The sequence below is a fragment of the Adlercreutzia aquisgranensis genome (assembly GCF_943193145.1).
Lineage (GTDB): Bacteria > Actinomycetota > Coriobacteriia > Coriobacteriales > Eggerthellaceae > Xiamenia > Xiamenia aquisgranensis.
Map to the genome: position 1 here is coordinate 316,874 of NZ_CALPDA010000001.1, position 20,449 is coordinate 337,322.

At 64.5% G+C, this 20,449-nt stretch carries 1 protein-coding gene (only partly in view); it reads left to right on the plus strand.

Annotated elements, in window-relative coordinates; genetic code table 11:
• On the plus strand, positions 1-20,449 hold part of the coding region annotated (locus NFR41_RS01265) for a hypothetical protein (protein WP_251230373.1) (this coding region is incomplete at its 3' end). Its footprint extends 13,324 nt past the window's final position; 20,449 of 33,773 annotated nt are visible.

The following is a 20,449-nucleotide window of genomic DNA, read 5'->3' on the forward strand; positions in this document are numbered from 1 at the left end:
ATGGATAGCCACGTTGCGAACGGCTCGGCGCACGCAGCTGCCGAAAGCGCTGGTGCTACCGATGCTGCGGTTGCGTTCGAGGAAACGCCTTCGTTCCGCACGAAGCCGTGGGTGCGGGCCCTGTCCGTGGTCATGTCCTTCCTGCTGGCGTTCACCATGTTCGATGCTACGGGCCTGACCCCACTGTTGGACACCGCCCAGGCGGCTCCGCAGGACCAGGCTCAGCCCGCAGGCGACGGCGATGCCAGCGGGGATACGGCAGACGACGCCGGCGCGCTGCCCGACCCGGATTCCCCGGGCGCCAATGATGAGCCGTCCTCTGCCGACGAGCCTGACTCCCGGGGCGACGCCGACGCCGATGAGCCCGACTCCCAGGGCGACGCCGACGCCGACGAGCCCGACTCCCAGGGCGATGCCGACGCCGAGGATGAGCCTGCGGCTCCCTCCGAAGAGCAGATCGCCGCGGCTGCCGAGGCGCTGCTGCCCGAAGAGGGCCTTGTGGATGCCGCCGACGTGCTGCCGTCCGCAAACGGCGGTTCCGGCGACGTTTCCAGCGTGGTCAGCCCCTCCCTGGCCCTGTTCAACGCGCCCCTGGCAAGTTCCGGGGCGTTTTACGTCCGCTCCAGCCGCCTGCGGGCTGAGGTAAGCCTTGGCAACCTGGGCGAAAGCCTCGCCGGCGGATACCTAGCGGGCGCTAGCAAGGATGACCGTCTCGTGCTCTCCTTCGGCGTTCCCTACCTGTACGAGAACGCCGACGGCGGCCTGTCCTCCACGCTGTCCGAAGAGCGCTGGCGCGTGCTGCGCGGCACCGTGGAAAGCCCCGCGGACGCCAACGGCCCCCGCGCCGTCATGTACGCCTCGCTGCCCGAGGGGTGGAGCGCGTGGCAGGAGCACGGCAGCGGCTACGTTGCCCTGACCGACGACGACCTGTCCGCCGGCGTGTCCGGCCGTGTGCTGCTGCGCTACGACGGCAACGACGGCAAGCTGGACGCCGAAACCGAGCTGCCCACCGTGGAGTTCGGCTTCCGGGGCACCTCCGATGCTGGCGCTGCGGCGTCGGTGTCCTTCGGCTACGAAGTGCACTCCTACACGCCGCGCGTCACCGAGGACGCTCCCGATCCCCGTCCGGTGCTCGCCGACGTGTCCCTGGCCACGATCGGCACCGTCTCGCTGGTCAACGACGAAGCCGATCTGGGTATCTCCATCGATGTGGAACCCGACGATGCGCCCGTGGCCGCCGACGGCGCGGGCTACCTGAGCTCCATCGTGAGCGTCAAGGCGTCCAAGGCCGCCACGTTCGTGCGCGCCATCACCCTGGGCGCTGCCTTCCCGGCCGACTGGGAGGGCCGCGCCGGCGTGCCGCTCTCGGTGCTCATGGCCAATGTGGTCGACGACGAAGGCTCCGCCCAGCCTAACGACGGCGACGAGGGCTCCCCCGACCTTTCCGACGACTTCCGCCGCAGCAACAGCTTCATCGGCGTGCCCGGCGCAGGCGGCGTGCTGGTGGCCGACGTCACCAATCTCACCGAAGCCCAGCGCCGCCGCTTGAACCCGGTCGACCCGGCCAGCTTCCAGCAGGCCGGCGTGGAGCTGCTGCCCTACACGGTGGACGACCAGGGCCGCATCCAGGTGGCTGCCACCGGCATCAAGGGCCGCGTGCTGGCCAACGAGGAGCGCCTCTTCTACGTGGCTGCCCCCTACGCCCAGGACGCGCTGGACCTGGAAGAGGCCACGACCCAGAATCCCCAGCCCGACACCTACAAGCCTGTGACCGCGGCCTTCGACGTGCAGACCACCTGCGTGTACAAGGGCTCCACGGTTGCCTATCCCCAGCGTTTCGTGCAGCGCATAGCCTTCAAGAAGGGCGCGGATAGCCCCATCCCCCCCGCTGCGCCTGAAGCTCCTGCTCCCGATGACGAGGGCGTGGAAGGCGACGAAGCCGACCCCGACCCCGATAGCGAAGCCGACCCCGACGCATCCGGCGAGCAGCCCGCCCCCGACAGCGAGGCCTCCCAGGAAGAGCCCGCCACCCTCACCGCCGAAGAGGGCATGTACTTCCTGGCCAAGCAGAAGTCCCAGGTGCTCGGCGGCCACGGCATCGCGCTTTACGCTGCGGTGGAGAAGCTGCCCGACACCTACCTGGACCCCAATCTGCACATCTCCAACGGCACCCGCGTGGAAGGCGCCACCAACACGGTCATGATCAAGACCTCCGAGCGCGTGGAGATGACCCTGCAGCCCAACCTCACCGTCGGCGGCTATCTTGGCATGCCCGACTACTACCCCATGGAGGATCGCCAGGCGGCAGCTGTTATCTTCCGGCTGGACATCCCGTACCTGTACTTCGACGAAAAGGGCTCCAAGGAAACCCTGGACCAGAAGGAGTGGGAGGACGCCCAAAGCCTTTCCAACCCCAAGGTGCCGAACAACTTCCAGCGTCTGGCCTACTTCCCCGACAGCGATGCGGTGAACCGTTACGACTTCTCCCGCGACGGTGTGAACTGGCTTTCCGTCGATGAACTGACCCATCCCGAGACCGGCGACATCACGAATGGCCTGTCCGGCACGTGGTATCTGCGCTACAAGTCCACCAGCTCCACCAACGCCTACCAGCTGCGTCCCGGCGCCCAGACCCTGTCCGGCCGCGTGCAGTTCGTGGGGTCGGTGCCCGACAACACCGGCGCCACGGCGCTTCTGGGTTACACCTACCAGTACTATGTGAATGCCAACGGCGAAGAGATCAGCGCCCAGCAGCCCACGGAAGTTGAGCCGGGCCGCCGTCGCGCCGACGGTGCCCAGAACGTGCTGCGTGCCACCTTCATTCAGACGAACCTGAAGTGGGACCTCACGAACCGCTCCATGAACACGCCCGTTCTGTGGGACCGCTACAACTACGCCGTGTACAAGGTACAGGTGAAGAACAACTCCGACACCCGCGACTCGGAAATCGACTTCATCAACTACGTGCTCATGTTCGACGCTGCCACGGGTTCCACCTCCGGCATCCGTCTGGAGGACTTGCTCACGTGGAAGAAGAAGAAAGGCTCGGACGACTTCGAGAAGAACACCTCGATTTCTGCCAGCGAGGAAGGCGCTACCTATATAGGTAAGCCGAAGGAAGGCGGCGCGCTCATTTACGACGTGTCCACCCTCACTGACGACGAAATCGCCCAAATCGATATGGTGGACTTCTCCAACGTGGCTGACTTCGAGCTGAAGGAGCTCCCCTACGCCACCGGTGGACGTGTTGGTCAGATCACCGTAGATATCCACGAGGACAACATGCCCTACGGCAAGCACCTGTTCTCGCACACCGACAAGGCCAACGAATCCGTGGGTGATGACTTTGTGCCGCCCGAGGACGAATCCGACGTCCACACGTTGTTGGTGGCCATGCCCTACACTACCAACTACGGCACCGGCGAAGGCGGCTACGCCGAGGCGAAGCTGGAGACCTACGCCACGGTGAACTTCGGTAACCGTGGTTACGACGAAGACGGCAACTCCAACGACTACCAATGGATGAAGAACGTCGCCACCCGGTCGCGCTTTGCTGCGCCGGAGTTCAAGGTGAGCCTAAACAAGCGCTCGCAGAACATCCTGAACGGCACGCTGTCCAGCCAGCAGAACGCTCCCCTGGGTGAGATGATCACCTACGTGATCGATGGCATGAAAAACGACGGCAACACGCCTTTGTACGGCGACGACCCGAACGTGTCCTGGGGTCCGGTGCTGGCCGACGGCCTGCCCAGCGGCTTCCAGCTGACGGGTCTCACGCTGCGGGTGGATGCCAGCGACCAGTCGCGTACGGAAGGGGAGGGCGACGACGAGCATCCCGTGGCCGACATAGCGGACTGGTACGACGTCTCCCAAGGCAACGCCGTTTTGGAATTCGAAGTGAAGAACAGCTCGGGCGCAACCTCCTGGCGCGCGGCACCGGCTGCGTTTGCCGAGATCGAGCGTGGCCCCAACGACGCCTACGCCGTCTACCGTCTGGGCTCGGTTGAGCGCGCCGCCGACGGCATCGCTGAGATGCTGGAGAAAGCCGGCGTGGCTGCCGTGCCCGGCCGCCGCTACACCTCTCCTCCGGCCTACACGTTTACCGGCCACTTCCGCCTGAAGTTCAAGAACCATCTGCCCGCTAAGACCGCCATCACCAGCTCGCTGTCGGTGACGGGCCTTATGATGGAGCGCACCTCCAACGGCGCCAACGGCTGGTACGACAACCAGGCTGATATCACCTACGGCAAGCGCCTGTGGGTGGTCAACCCCGATCACTACACCCAGAACCGCGAGACCACGGTGGCTGCGAAGTCCACCTTCGTGCCCGTGGACCCGGCGCCGCAGAACACCGCCAAGGTGTTCTCCATGTACGATGGCTCTGGCAGCTCCGACGTGAACATGACCACCGAGGCCGACCGCCGCAACGCGCTGGTGAATACCGCCAACGCCGGCTACCGCTTCCGCTTCGGCGACAACTCCACCTCGCGCATGGCCCCGGCGGTCATCGCTATAGGTCCCATCCCCGATCGCGATATCACCGATCCAGCGGCGTCGAAGGACCCGCAGTTCGTGGCTAACCGCCTGAAGCTGAGCTCGGCCTTCTTCGGCGACGACCCGCTGGCCAAGGTGGAGAAGATCACCCTGGGCTACTACGCCTCTACCGCCACCACCGACATCCTGCGCCGCACCATGGAGGTGCCGCTGAGCAGCTTCACCGCCGAGCGCGACGCGGACGGTAACCTCACGGGCAGCTACTACGTGGACATGGCGGCGCTGGGCATCGGGTACCTGCTCGACGTGCGCATCGACGTGGATGCCTTCAAGTCGAGCTCTCCGCTGAGCACCGCCGACGCCATGGTGGAGATTATGGGCACGCCGGTGGACGTGGGCGACATCACCGTGGCGTCCTCGTTCAGCACCGACTACGAGTCAAGCCCCAACCTGGTGGCCAAGGACAACGCCACGCTGCACTCCATGTACGTGCCCATCACGCCCGTGGTGTCGGCGTCCTACGGCTATGTGGACAACAACGGCACTACTCGCCATAACCAGACGGTGCCTTACCGCTGGGGCGACATGGACGACGAGGTCACCTACTTCCGCTACGACCTGACCAACAGCTCCCCCTACGCCATCAACGACTTCGACATGGACCTGATGGTGAACGGCCTGGCCCAGCAGGACGACGGTACGTCCACGGTGTGGCGCGGCTTCCTCACCCGCTCGGTGGTTATCCCCGGTTACGCCTACGGCGACGTGGCGGTGCTCGACCAGTACGGCAACCCGGTGCTCAACCCCGACGGTAGCGCCAAGACCGAGACGCGTTGGTACTACCGCTACGGAACCGTGGGCTCCATCGATGTGTTCGACCAGTTTAATGCCACGGGCACCATCATGAAGGCCGAAGACGAGGTGGACCCCAATAAGAGCTACGACATCGAGGCCGCCGTGAAGGCGATGGGGGCTGCAGGCGGCACCGCGAATTTGGGAGACGGCTCCACGCTGACCATCGACGCCGCCACCGGCAACCTTATTCTGAAGGTGGCCACCGACGGCATGGTCAACGGCAAGCACTCCAGCGGCGCTTCCGAGGCGGCTCCGGTGAAGATGGTGCGCGTACGCTTCTCGAAGGTGAACGACCGCGTGACCTCCGGCGCCTGCCCGGTGATCTATCTGTACGGTCGCGCCGACACCCACAGTAACGTGACCACCGACGTGCAGGCCTTCTCCACCACGCCGGTCTACGGTCCTGACATGATGCTTCCCACGGGCAAGCGCATGGAGAACGGCGTCAACCGCCTGGTTGCCAAGGCCACCATGACCGTGGGCACCTTCGCCGGCTCCGTCACCTGGACTGCTACCAAGTCTGCCGGCGCCCGCCCGAACCTGGGTACCGAGCAGACCGCCGGCGCCCCGAGCGGCGTGGAAGTGGCCAACTACTCCGACAACAACTCCTACGACTTCACCATCAAAAGCACCGGGCTCTCGCGCTCCGACGATGCCACGGTTTCGGTGAACGTGGACGACCTGAGTCCTTACCTGCAAACGCCGGTGAACGACGTGCAGGGTTTCAAGACCCGCACAGTCACTTTGGACGAGGGTGTGTTCAACTTCGGTTCCACGGTGCGCAAGGATAACACCCCCTCCAAGTTGGAGACGTCGCTGGTGAAGGCCACCTTCTACTTCCGCGACGTCGCGCTGGGGACCGCAACGCCCTTGGGAAAGACCGTGGTGCTTTCCGCTGCCGACTTGAAGACGGCTGCGGCCGGCGCCGGTGCCGACGGCAAGTTCGCCATCGACGTGACCAGCGGTTCCTTCGCCGGTTGCGCGAACCTGTACCTGGAGCGCATCGAATTCACCTACACGGAAATCGATCCCTACCTTGATACGGAAGACACCGTCAAGGTGCGCCTCACCGGCAAGGTGAACCATTGGTACAACAACGTGGTGACGGAATCCTCCACCGGCTATTCCAGCGTGCAGTATTCACGGGTGCGTGCCACCGGCCGTATCAACCAGACGGCGCCGCTGGACGCCCCGAAGTACACCGTGGCCAGCCAGGCCCAGTTCCGCGTGTACTACCCGGCGCTTTCGGTGCACACCTTCGGTCAGTACGGCCCCGACGCATCCCAATACATGAATACCCGCACCGACGGCGACAACAGCTGCTCCGATGGCTCCCGCACCACGGTGGGCGTGCCCTACGACCGCGACTTCAAGCTGTGGACCAACATATACAACGAGCGGGGCATCTCGTCGCTGGACGACCTGGACGTTACCATGCAGCTGCCGCTTTCTTACGAGGGCGCCCTGCAGCTGGACGGAAGCACGGTCTACGATTACGTGGGCTTCCATACCACCCGCGTCACGGTGAACAGCGAGCTGTTCGACACCTTTAAGAAGGGCACTGTGGGCACCATCGAGTTCATCGGCTACGACGAAGGCGCCGGTGCCGATGCGAAGGGCTCCGTCAGCTGGACCATCCGTCCCGACGACGTCTATGCGGCCTTGGACCGAGGCACCTTCCCCGGCCCCGAGGCGCTGCCCGACAGCTTCGTAGACGACAACGGCTTCTCCCTTGACCGCACCGCCGACGGCGATCTGGTGATCACCGAGAAGATGCTGCGCGACCACGGCATCAAGAACCTCAAAACCGTTATCCTGCACGCGTGGCAGGACATGGACATCGAGCATTCGTCCGATCGCAACCAGCAGAACGTGGTGTTCGAGGGCTTTGCCGACCACAACTTCGACACCGCTGTCACCATGACGGCCGAGGCGAAGAACTACCTGCTGAAGCTGCGCGGCGACGAGCTTAAGGCCGCCCTGGCTGCCGGCATGGTGAATAATCCCGTGGTCCGCACCGACCGTTCTAACGTCTATATGTCGAAGCTGTATTTCGACACCATCAATCGCGCGGGCCTATACGACTCCAACAGCGGCGGCAACACCAACGCGCCTACCACGGCCAATCGCTTCTCGCAGTACGTCTACGGCTCCGGCGACACCCACCACATCGGGCACTCCGGCTATTCCGCAGGCGAGTACAACTTCGCGCTGGATGTGGGTTATAAGTCCCAGGTGTCGCTCATTTCCGACTTCCGACAGGTAAACTCTGCCTACAACGAGGTTGCCCCGGAAAACAACTGCGGTACCGAGCAGGGACCCCATGGGCGCAATTCCGACGGATGGCAAGGTCGCAACCTTACCTACGTGGGTCCTGAGACCTACAACTCCGGCATGGTTTTGCATATGACCCAGAAGATTCCCAACGAGTACTTCGACTCCTACTATATAAAGGTACGGCGTCAGGCGGCGGAGTACCTGGATCAGCTTCGCGTCACCTATTCCGACGGCAAGCAGCTGGTAGTGGAAGGCAGCCAGATCAAGGAGCTGCTGGAAGGCACCGACGCCGACTCCGTGCAAAACGACTACGACGGCGAGAAGTACTTCAAGCTGAACCTGCTTGCCCGCGATGCCTCCGGCAACCCCGTGGCCAGCTTCGGGGCAGGGGATAGCGCCGCCGATTCCTACCGCCATCCGGTGAACGACTACGAGAGCGCTTCGGTGGTGCCGGGCGATCCGCGTTTCACGGTGACCAAGATAGAGTACGACGTGCGCATCAACCAACAGCAGTTCGATTCGGGGGATAACCGCTACATCTCTGGCATGGGCGACTGGACCGAAAGCGACACCGCTGGCGCTACGTTGGGCCGCCCGGACTACGGTACCTGGTTCCGCAACATCAACACCTCCACCGCCGACATCGTCAACCAGATGTCCTTTGAGGTGAACGGCCGCATGTACGCGGAAACCGCCACGGCGGGCGTGAACATGTACGTGGACACCTCCATGGAAGTGGGTGGCACCAACTCCGGTAACGATCGACCGGGCCACGTGTCCGTGGTGCGCTCCGACACGCCCGAGCGCCACTCCTCCGAGTCGTTCCGGGGAGCTTGGAGCTACCAGGACTACCATCGCAGCGGCGGCTACTACTCCCATAACGATTGCCCCTCCTACATGCGTCATTTGCGCTCGCGCACCAAGGTGGTGGCCCGCACCGACGGCACCTACACCATGGAGGGAATCAACTACAACGGCACCGACCACATGGTGTTGGGGGACACTTCGTCGGGGAACAACTACACCGACCACGCCCTGTTCGGCGGCGATGTGAACTTCGCCACCTCGGTGTACAGGCATACCATCTACCGCGAGAACGGCATCTACAGCGGCGACCAGGAGTATGAGACCAACAGCAGCGCCGAGTACGGTCCCAACGACTGGGGTTGGAACTACACCTCCTTCGCCGATAACGTCCATGTGGCCGACACCATGCCCTGGTGCCAGCCCGACGACGACCTGTCCTACTACGGCTTCTTGTCCACGGGTATGCACGTGCAAAACGGCGTGCTGAACCACCTGCGCGACTACGACCGCGCTACCATCACCTTCACCACGAAGCAGTGGGTGCCCACGAAGGCCGGCGATGGCAGCGATGCCACCTACGGCGACGGCTTCCGCGTGTTCGGCGAGGACGCTACGGCGGCGCGCTCCTTCCAGCTGCGCCAGGACGGTCTCTACGAACAGCAGGCCGATAAGACCTGGTCCAAGATCTCCGACAAGGGCCTGGCCTTCCTGACTGGCGAGGGCAGCGGCTACATTCAGTTCACCCGTCCCGACGAGGAGACCCACTCCGAGATCGTGGACTTCAAGAAGGCGAACGCCGACGGCGTGGTGGAGATTCCCCTGCGCGCCAACGAGTTCATAGCCACTTACGATATGGATCTGGGCCCCTACTACGGAAACGGCGACATCACCTCCGAGGGCAAGTACCTGGAGGTGGACCGCGACGGCGACGCCTCCGTGCTGGACATCCGCCTGTTCGGCCGTCCCTACATATATAAGGGACAGCAGCATCCGGGCCTGACCCATGGCGGCTGCGGCGACAAGGCCGACGCGCTGAACCACGTGAGCTCGCGTTACTACAACTTCAAGGACATGTCGCTGCCGGTGAACAACTACACCGCAGCGCAGCCTTCGGGCATCCATCCCGGCGCCAACGACTGGAAGAACTCCTGGAACGCCAGCGTCACTCACCGCAACAAGGACACCGCCTACTTCCTGGGCTACCTCATTCCCTTCGGCTACAAGAGCGACCTTGCGGTGAACAAGGAAGGCAACCAGTACCATTCCACGAACCGCCCCGACCTGCCCGACTACGAGGCCGACAACCTTACGCCGGAGAACGTGCGCTATGAGGTGCGCTTCAAGAACATCAACGACGTGAACGAAGGGGTGGATGACGAGAACCGCGCCGCCCACATCAGCTCGGTGCGCCTGAACACCAGCTGGGGCGCCGCGTTCACGCAGCCGGTCACCGGTAGCGCCGACGCCATCCGCCTGCAGCGGGTGTACCTGCCTGCGCAGTTCGTGCCCGTGGGAGGCCATACGCGCGACGACAACTGGTTCCGCGCCCAGGACTTCAAGTTCACGGTGCACAATGTGGCCAGCGGCACCAACGCCACGGTGTCGCTTTCCTGGACCGACCTGGTGAACCTGGGGCTGCTCTCCGGTTCCGTGAGCGGCACCGGCACCGCCGCCACCTTCACCGGCGACGCTACCGGCAGCGCCGAGTACCCGGGCTGCTACATCATAGATGTGGAGAAGTACCTGCGCATGACCGAGGTGAAGCGGGCCAATGCCGGCTTGTCCGATGAGGACATGTTCGCGCTGCTGGCCGGCCAGTTCGATGTGAACATAGCCGGGCGCACCCTGGCCGACGGCCAGACCGAGGCCGACGCCCGTGCCGCCGTGGTGAACCTGGTCAAGGCCGGTATCGTGGGCCACTACCAGGCCACCGACCGCACCAACACCCTGGGCGGCGCATGGGTTGGCGACGCCGACGTCGACCTCACCTACGCCGCGCCCTACGTGACCTCGGTGGAGTTCGTGTTCACCTCGCCCAACTCCAACCGCGAGAAGCCCGAGACCATGCTGGACTCCGGCGAGTGGCTGGGCGCCAACAAGACTCGCGACAACACCGACTACGCCCACAACTTCGCCTACGCCTACGATGGCGTGTACGCCGACCGCGAGGTGGAGGACTTCCGCACCGCGAAGGCGACTGGCACCGACCCCGCGAAGGGTAACTGGAACTACTGGTCCACGCCTTCCTTCGACAAGCAGGGCAACGGCTTCGGCGGCATGCGCATGACCGCGCACCTGACCGTGTCCGACGTGGTCACCCGCGACCCGAACAAGAAGGCCATCGTCAAGACCGAGGACAACTCCCGCAGCTACGACCTGTCCCACCGCCTGGGCGCCCTTGTCACCGACATGCAGCGCGGCAAGAAGGTGGTCATGAACGGCACCGAGCAGCGCATCTTCGCCTACGATGCCGACCAGTACTCCGTCACCTCGCCCTGGAGCTACGCCCCCGACGCCACCGACGGCGCCGGCAGCGGCATCCCCAACGGCGATTTGTACGCCGGCGACTACGTGGAGTACCTGCTGTACCTGGGCTCCGGCGTCACCGACGATGCGGGCAACGTGAGCAAGGTGCGCACCGACCTCACCTTCGCCAGCCTTGACGACGGCACCCCCTTCGAGCTTGACCCGCTGCCGCTTGAGCACGTGGACGCCCGTTTCGAGGTGCCCGTGGGCCAGCGCATCGTGGGTTGGGAAGTGGAGAAGTACTACGACAGCGCCAAGAACGTCTGGGTGGAAAACAACACCGCCTCCGCCGGTGCCGGCGCTGTGCTGCCCATCACCGCCACCCTGGCCGACGCCGACGGCAACAACGCTGCGGTGGTGCAGCCCCAGACCGACCTGTCCCGGGCCACTATCGCCGAGGACGGCACCCGCACCTACGGCGAAGGCGCCGAGCAGTACGACCTCAACCGCAACCTGCACCTGTCCGTGGGCAACGCTTACGCAGCCGACAAGGGCCAGGCCAATGCGACAAGCCAGATCGATCCGGGCCGCGGCGTGTGGGTGCGCGTCATCACCCAGATGACCGACGAGCTGGAAGAGGACGAAGACTACCAGTCCAAGGAGAACCAGACCAACCGCTCCGACAACCCCAGCTACCAGGGTCAGTCGCTGCAGGCGAACTTCTACGCCGTGGCGGCCCCGCTGCACGGCTACACTCAGTACCGCACCTACAACAACAGCGGCACGAGCAGCAGCAACAACAGGGGCACGGCCGACTTCGCCAGTGACTCCTCCGAGGTCGGCTACATCACCGGTCCCCATACCACCGGCGCTGGCGTGGCCGACAACTGCCAGGCCACCAGCGCCACGTTGCTGCGTTACAGCTTCATCGCCGATAAGGACGTGCGCTTCGACGGCAAGGAGCAGCTGTCGGCCCACGACTATGCCAACGTGGTGTTCCACAATCATGTGAAGGAGAAGCCGGGCGTTGACCCCGACCCGAACCGCGTGGCCGTGGAGCCCGAGTTCTGGGATCCCAACACCCAGACCATGAACCCGGCTTCCTCTTCGGGCCAGCTGGCCAACGCCGACGGCAACCGCATGCGCTTGCGCATCAACAACATCCGTAACTCCACCTGGCACGAGTCCACCATGTCCGTGACCGTGTCCTTCATGCGCGGCGTGAGCGGCACCGGTACCGAGCAGGGCTCCTATGGCGACGGTACCGACGGCTTCGATGCCTTCGGCAACCCCGCCGGCAAGCGCTACTTCGAACTGACCCACCAGCCCACTTACGTGGCCGACGAGACCGTGGAGGTACTGGGCTATCCCAGCGACGACATCACGAAGAACGCGGCATGGAATAGCACCACGCCGGCGAAGGTGCTGGGGCTCACCAACGCCTCCTCCGACGCCGACCGCGCCCAGGCCCTGATGCCCGACAGTGTGAATCTGGACGCTACGGCCGGTGCCGACGGGCAGCTGCGTCCGGGCGTGAAGATCGAGTACTACGTGCCCGATTGGCATCGCGCCGACACGCCCAGCACGGCAAGCTTCGACTCTCGGGCGTCCATCGTACCCGAGAGCGCCCTTGCCCGGGCTCTGGGCACCACCACCGGCGAGTGGGTGAGCTACGACGAGCTTAAGGCACGCTACACCGTGGGAGACGTTACCCAGGGCGGCACGGTCACCCCCGAGGGCCATACGGCCAACGGCAACGTGTTCCGCGACGTCACCGGCGTGCGCATCACCTACTACGACGTTCCCGCCACGGCCGACGGCACCACCGCCTTCCCGCTGGACGACGTCTCGCTTCTGGGCGTGGCCCGCTACCAGGACACCCGCCTTGACGACACCGCGGTGAACCACGGCGGCGGCGAGCAGCAGAACCTGTGGTCGCCTTACGGTCAGGTGGACGTGTCCTTCACCCACGCCGACCGCCAGAACACCACGCTTGACTTCGTGGACTTGGATGCCTCCAACGCCCAGAGCGGTTCGAAGGCTGCAGCAGTGCTGGTGGACAACGAAGCGGTTGCTCACGACACCATTCTGACGAAGCAGGACGAGGCCAAGCGCAAGGTGACCACTATCTGGCGTCGCACCCCGGTCTTGCGCTTCCAGAATCAGGTGTTCCAGACAGAATCCGAAGCGGCCGATACCTACGACCCCGAGGCGAAGCAGAAGACCACCTATGTTGCCGGCGAGCAGCTGTGGTACAAGAACAGCCTGGTGAACGTTCCGAAGAACACCAACGTGGGCATCACCACCCTGGAAGGCGAGCTGTACAACCCCGTCTTCTACGAGATGATTCCCACGCGGTACCTGAAGAACAGCACCGAGGGCACCATCGACGCCGCATGGCTGGCCAGCCGCTTGCACGTGAGCTGGGTGGAGAACGCCCGCAGCAAGACCGACGGCACCGTGGCCAATCCCGACCGCGACGTGTACGCCGAGCGCACCAACGGCATGAAGCTGATCGTGGAGCCGGTGGCCGACTACACGCTGCCCGACTACGGCGGCGCCATGATATATACCAATAGCTACGGCTCCACCCAAAGCGGCCACGGCTCCTACTTCGCGGACCTCGACCCGCGCGGCACCTTGGGCTCGGGCGAGAGCGCCAAGAACGTGAGCCAGGACACCACCTTCACGCTGTTCAAAATCTCGTGGATACCCGTGGACGACCCGCTGCCCGAAAACGCCGTCGAGGCGAGCCGCACGGTGAACGCCGGCGGCCAGGGCGGCTCCATCGTCAATCCCGATATCCAATACGACCGCCCCGTGGACGAGATCATGCCCGACTCCACCCGCATGGAGGTGGGGGACCGCATCGAGCTGTACTTCGACGTGTATGCTTCCGTGGACGACCTGCCCCAGGTGTACCAGCGCTCCGGCATCGTGGGCGACAACCTGGGCCTGGGCCAGGGCACCACTGGCATGGAGCCGGCATACTTCCCGCGGGTGGGCGAGTACTACTACACCGACTACTGGCACGAGGGGTCCGGCTGGACCGGCCACATTAGCCCGCTGCGCAACAACGGCGACTACCTGGGCGCCGGCAACGGCTACACCGACGACAGCGTCCGAGACTTCCAGGGTGCCTTGCGTTTCGCCACGGAAAACGTGGTCATGGACATGGACTACCTGATGCTGGACTCCGCCTTCTCTGGTGACAAGCCCGAGCAGACCGACACCTGGGAGATGTTCGACGGCAGCTACACCTACATCCCCGGCGAGAGCAACTCCTACGGGCATTACTCCACCGGCTGGGACATCAACGGCTGGGGCACCAACGGTATGACTCCCTATGCCCACCTGAACGGCCAGCACTCCAACATCAACAGCTCGGCCGGCGCTGCGGTGGACACCACCTCCGCGGGCTTCCTGCTGGACACGGACATGAAGACGTCCAACAACAAGCAGGTGGTTCGCTACACGCCGCGTCCGAACCCCGGTACGAAGCAGTCGGCGGAGACCGAACTGCCCTCCGACACCCATTACGTGTGGTGGTATGACAGCTACAACGGCCATAACACCGGCGGAAGCGCCCAGAACAGCGAGAACGCGGCTTCGGGCGGCGCCTCGGCCCTCACCAACGCCAACCGCTACGTGCGCGACTGGTACACCTACGTGGTGAAGCCCCGCGTGAACGCCACTACCGACGACGCTCGCTGGAACAGCGACACGCCGCTGGTGTGGTCGGAAACGCGCCTGCATATGAACAAGGCGTGGCTGGCCACCTCCAGCCGCTTCGTGTCCCACTCCGTGGCCACCGAAGACTCCGGTGTGGCGAACTACGAGACCCAGCGCATCTACAACAGCGAAGACGCCCATGCCGGCTGGCATTTGGGCAGCACCGACTACTCCGGCCAGCACTACCGCGACCATCGCGCCGTCATGATGGGTCAGTACACCACGGTGCTCCAGTACAACCAGGAATTCACTACCGAGCTCACGGCCTATAACTACGGCGATCGTAACCTGGACGGCGTGGAATTCACCTACGTGATGCCCCGCGGCGTGGAGCCCGCGTTCGCCGACGAGATCGATCCGGCCGACCTTGAGGCTGCCACTCAGCAGATCAAGGAGAGCTTGGCACGGGCTTACCTGCTGAAGAGCACCACGACGGTGGCGGGCGACTACGCCACCGATCCCTACGCCGGTTCGGAGTGGGTCGACATTTCCGGCCTCATGGACGTCGAGGTGGTGCAGAGCCCTGCCAGCGCCTTTGCCGGCTACTACGCTCCTAGCGCCTTCCAGGATCCGGGCCGCTCGTCGGTAGCCGTGACCTCCGACGCCTCGAAGAGCAGCTATACCGCCGTGCAGGCGCAAACCGACACGAACAAGTCGGAAGAGTACCGTGACAGCTCCCAGCCCTGGGTGCTCAAGCTGACCGTGAAGCAGGATTTGGCCAAGTGGTTCGGTCGCGCTATCGATGGCCGCAGCTGGGACGGGGCCGACCCCGACGTGGTGCGTGATGCCGGCGAGTACGCGGCCTACGCGGAGGCCATCGCCGATGCCCTGGCCGGTAACGGCGGCTACCAGATCAAGGTGGAGCTTGACTCCCACGTGTTCGGCAACAACGAGTCCGAGCGCTGGTACGACCGCGTGCTGGTGCGTCCGTGGGACCGCCCGGCTTCCGAGGGCGGTGCGACCGGCCAGAACAAGGTCGCCGGCGAGGAGCCCAGCCGCTCGAGCGCCTACTACCAGGTCTTCGACATCGACCACTTCGAGGGCCTGGCCCAGCAGCGCACCAACCATATGCAGCCCTTCGGCATGGACTACAAGTACACGCTGCAACGCTACTATCGCACCCGCACTGGCGAAACCCAGCTGGCCGGCAGCCCCAACATGCCGTCCGTAAACGGCTGGACCGTGCAGAACAACACGGTGCGCACCACTACCGTCGGCGACACCTCCACGGTGGCTGACCCCATGGGCACCGCTGCCGCTAACGGCACCTTCTGGAACCAGGCCTACAAGGGCGAAGGGTCCAAGGGCCCGGTGCTCTACGCCCAGACCGGCACGAGCGCCGTTATGCGCAAGCCGGTGGTGCGCGTATGGAACTCCGTCAGCCTGCCCGACGTGCTGGACGGCGACAGCGACAGCGGCACCATCACCGACGGCGTGGGAAGCACCTCGGCCAACTACTACATGGAGGCCGAGACCGATACCCGTCAGGTGAACGTGCACGTGGAGAACCGCTTCTGGTGGGATTCCCTGGCACGCAACTTCTCGTCCGGCAACAGCTACTTCAACTGGACCGTGGACGGCCACAGCTTCGTGTACAACGAGAACCGCTGGGCCACCTACTCGCTCATCGGCGGCCAGATGGGCGATTTGGTGCTGCCCGTGGTTACCGTGGTGCTGCCCTACGGCATTGCCCCCATTCATCGCGAGACCCGCAAGCCCTACGGCCAGTGGCCCGGCCTCACCCAGGAGTTCCTCTACGAGGATTGGGATATCGCTCAGTCTGCGAACGCGAACTGGAACAGCGCTGCCCAGGTGAACCAGAACGAGAGCCGTCAGTGGCTCATGGACAACTTCACCGCCACGGTCACCTATGAGAAGGTGGAGGCCGATACCACCCAGTATCCGGCCAGCCAGATCAACGACGACAACTACCGCTTCGTGCTGCGCTTCCTGCCCAAGGGCAACGACCTGTCCGGCGACCCTGACGCCGAGCAGCGCATCAAGTCGCATCAGATGGACACCTTCAAGTTCTCCATCGCCATGACCGACGAGCCGGAATGGTACGAGCTGCCCCTGAACAAGGAGGCGGCGCGCTCCACCGAGTCCATCCGCACCTACGTGACCAGCGCCATGACCGGCTACAAGCAGCTGACTGACAACGAGATTTCGCATCCCAACGTGGGCGCCGACCCGTTCACCGTGGGGGCTCCGGCCCGCTACCGCGGCCCGGGTTACGGCGGGGCCACCTGGGGCAACCGCCAGGCCGACACGCGCCTGGACGCGGTGAGCGCCTCCTACGTGACCGTTTGGCGCCACGACGGCGACGCTGACGACCGTGCGGCCAACACCGGCTCCTACCTGGGCACCGGCATTACCACCGATGCCCATGGCTCGGCGGTCTACCGCTACCAGTGGGAGTACGACAACCTATATCCCACCTGGTACTGCGGTGGCGACTGGTCCGCTAACGACCATTACTACGGCAACGCCTTCGAGCGGGTCAACCGTCTGCCTTACAACTTCTACAACGCCGGCACCCAGACCAACGACGGGGTGCAGTACAACCACCTGACCGGCTACTTCGGCACCTACACCGAGCAGGGCGGCCATGTGCGCCCGGCCACTACCAACAACGGCGGAACGGCCACGGTGGGGCTTACCGGTCCGGCGGACAATCAGGGCCTGAACGTGTCCGAGTACAACTTCCGCACCCAGTACGGGCTGTCGAGTACCACCACGCAGAACCTGAACAACAACGCCCAGGATGCTTCCGGCGCGCTTACCACCGACAGCACCAACTCCGGCGCCACGAAGACCGAGAAGTTCGCCACCCGTGCCGACGGCCAGCAGGCCACCCACGTGGACGGCGGTGCGTTCGCGGCCACGAAGCTGCGCCTGAAGACGCCTACCTTGGGGTCGGACTTCCTGGTGCAAAACGAGCCGGACGACCGTCCCACCGACGACGCCGTGAACGGCGGAAACCTGGGTGCCAACGACACCCTGCCGCTTCCGGGCACTGCTGACGGCGCGCTGCTTGCCAACGATGGCGAGAATGCCGTGGAAGGCACCTTCGAATACGACGACGAGCTGTGGTTCTCCGCCACGCTGCGCAACACCGTTATCGCCAACAAGAATGCCTCGGCCCAGCAGGGCAAGGAAGGCGCCCTGCTGCACTCCAAGCTGGTGTTCTCCATCTACCTGCCCGAGCAGGTGACCTTCTACAACAAGGCCAAGCTCATGAACCTGGGCGAGACGGTGACGCCGGCCCAGTTCGAGCGTCTGTTCTGCGACTACGAGGGCGACGACTACCCGTTCTACGTGGAATGGACTTACAAAGACCGCCACACCGACACCGGCACCGAGCGCGACCCGGTCACTAACGAGGCGGTGTATCCCAAGCGGGAGAACCAGCAGAAGAAGTACCTGCGCCTGACGCCCAAGCAGCTGGTGGCCATGGGCTGGACCGTGCGCGTGCGCGTGCAGCCCGACTATGATGCCGACGCCTACGCCGGCCTGGGCGACAAGGGCAACCGCCACTCCGAGTACGGCAAGCCCGACGTGGACGACCCCAACGATTTGGTGGACGCGCCCGACGTGAAGAGCCGCATCCGCAGCGGCGAAACGGTGATCTTGGAGCTCACTCCGCCCGACGACGCCTCCGACGCCGAGTTCCTGAAGCATGGCAGCCTGCTCGCAGCCTTCTGGGACAACGTGCGTGCCGACGGCTACCTTGGTGCGGGCGATGCGGTGACCGTGAAGGTTCGCACCCGCATCGACAACGTGGGCGACGAGGAATCGGCCCTTGAGGGACTTACTGATGAGAACGGCGAGCCGCTCACCTTCCAGGAGCAGATGGAGACGCTGCGCGCCTGGTCCACCGAATCCTCCACGGCCTACTTCGCCCTGGAAGATCGCGACGTGACCTGGCTGCCCAAGACTACCGGCTGGTCCCACGTGTTCGACAAGGACACAACCGTGAAGCTGTCCCGCGATACGAAGGTGTACCGCGCCAAGACCGACGGCAGCGGCAACGTCGTCTACGGCGCCGATGGCTACCCGCTCTACGAGCCTGTGGTCGACCCGGCCGGCGACGCGACGCAGACCGTCACGTTCAAGGCGGGCGAGCTGTACCTCAAGCCCACCATCGAGGAGAACTCCCAGGTTGTCTACGGCGTGGGCGGCTTCAACAACCAGTCCCCCGAGTACTTCCAGTGGGAGGACGAGGACTCGCTGGTCTTCGATTCCGAAGCCCATGAGGACCCCGACACCCTTGACTGGGTGGACGCGATTGACTACGACCAGGACGGCCAGTACGAAAGCGGCGACAAGATCTGCCGTCCCGACGGTACGCCCATCGTTCGCCCCGAGCGCCACATGACCTCGGTTTGCGGCACGTTCCAGATCCGCAAACCCGCCGCCAGCGTGCGTGCCGACACCCAGGTGGTGCGCGTGCCCACCAACGAGGTGAGCTCCACCGACTCCACCCAGTCCAGCAACAACTACCTCTACATCACCCAGGCCATCAACACCGGCGCTGCGGTGAACAGCTTCATCGTGGACTGGCAGGTGCCGCTGTGGGCCATGGGCACTCAGACGCTGCAGAACGCTCCGCTGGCCAACGCCACCACGCCCACCGGCAAGGTGGACCCCTCTATCGACCAGGTGTTCTCCGGCGTGTGGGAGATTCCCGGCACCACGAAGTTCCAGATCGTGAATCCCGTTCTCCACGGCGATGCCTACGACACCTCCCAGGGCCTGCACTACTTCGACCAGAAAGGCGACGAGGTCGATTCCTGGCGCGTGGATACGAGCAACGCATGGTCCGAGGACGGCGTGATTCGCTATCCCTACTTTGTCAACGAGGACAACGATTACGCCGGCAAGAGCGGCCCGGTCAAGTACGACGACTTCCGCGAGGCCCGGGACAACGGCGAGCTGCTCTACCTGGTGCGCGAGGAGGCCTACCGGGTAAACGTCGACACGCCCGAGGCTGCGGCCAACCGCGCCATCGAGGAGAAGCTGTGGGTGCTGGTGTACGTGCGCCGCGCCTCCAGCGACCCGAAGGACCCTGTCAACGGCTTCAACGAGCAGAACGGTTCGGTGCTCAACAGCCGCGAGAACTTCTCTGTGCCCGGCACCGACGCCGACCGCGACTACTTCTACGGCGAGGACGACGCCTCCGACCCGAACACGGCGGGCGGTGGCTACGGCTGGGAGCTGGTGGGCACCACCCGCGTGTCCGAGCACTCCAACAAGATCTTCACCAACATCTCCAAGGCCGGTACCGTCATCCGCCAGGTGCGCTGGGTTATCCGCGCCTGCGAGACCGATGCCAACGGCAACCCCATTATCACCGACGAGACCCTGTCCCACGAGGTGCCGGTGCCCACGGGCTTCCGTCTGGCGGTGGACGCCGACCCCGACACCATCGAGCGCGAGATGCCCGACGAGATTGACCCCAACCGCAACAACACCGGATGGCTCAAGCGCAAGGACTACAACGACGAGGTTATCTACAAGTTCGTGAGCCGCACCTTGGGCAACGTCAACTACCTTGACATGAGCAAGGTGTACAAGATCGGCCCCAACGAGCTGTACTTCTACGGCGAGGTGATCAAGACCGAAGGCGGCGATGGCGGTCGTACGCTGTCGGCTGCCGAGCGCGAGGCGGCCCTGAACGGCATCGCTCCCACCACGCCGGTGGGCGGCGACGACTGCTGGAACCGCACCATGCAGGGCGACCTGATCGTGCGCGAGTACCAGTCCCAGTGGGTGATGGGGTCGGCCATGCCTTCGGGCGTGAGCTCCAACGCCGCCG